Origin of the sequence: Hahella sp. CCB-MM4 (genome assembly GCF_002260525.1) — a bacterium.
GTDB lineage: Bacteria > Pseudomonadota > Gammaproteobacteria > Pseudomonadales > Oleiphilaceae > Hahella.
The window spans coordinates 1-623 of record NZ_MRYI01000148.1; the positions used below are offsets into that span (position 1 = coordinate 1).

1 protein-coding gene is annotated in these 623 nt (G+C 67.9%); it reads left to right on the top strand.

The window, feature by feature from the left end:
• Positions 1-623: hypothetical protein (locus tag BTA51_RS30410; RefSeq protein ID WP_210404987.1), on the top strand; the 623-nt coding region annotated here is incomplete at both ends.

Consider the following 623-nt stretch of genomic DNA (forward strand, 5'->3'; position numbering starts at 1 on the left):
CCCAGTTCAACGGTCTGAACCTGCTGTCGAACCGCGAAGGCGGTGCTTCGGTCGCCGATATCGTCGGCAACACCGGTACCGGCGCGGGCATCAAGGGTTCGGGCACTGTCGACGTTCTGGCCTCGCTGGACCGTGACGCCAACGGCACCGTGTCGGCCTCGTCGATCTCGGCCTCGAAGGCTGACCTCGGCACGCAGGCGTCGGCTGCCGGTACCGGCACCGATCTGGCCGCGACCGCCTTCACCGGCGCTGGCGCCATCGCCGCGGGTGCGACCGGCACCATGACGGTCGTTGGTGACACCGGTACCGCCGCCCGTGCGGGTAACGCGGTTCTGGCTGGCGACGGCTACACCATCGGCGGTCTGACCGGCGTGACCGGCACCGTTCGCTACGTTGCCCGTGACGGCGACACCGTGAACGACATCGCCAACGGTCTGGCCAACATGCTGAACTTCCAGGCAGAGAAGGACGGCATTGCCATCTCGGCGACCGTCTCGGGCGGTGCGATCACCATCACCAACGGCACCTCGGCGGGCATCACCACCACCTCGACGCTGAACACCGGCGGCACGGCTGGTGGCGGTCTGGAGATCCTGTCCCAGCTCGACGTTTCGACCGAGCAG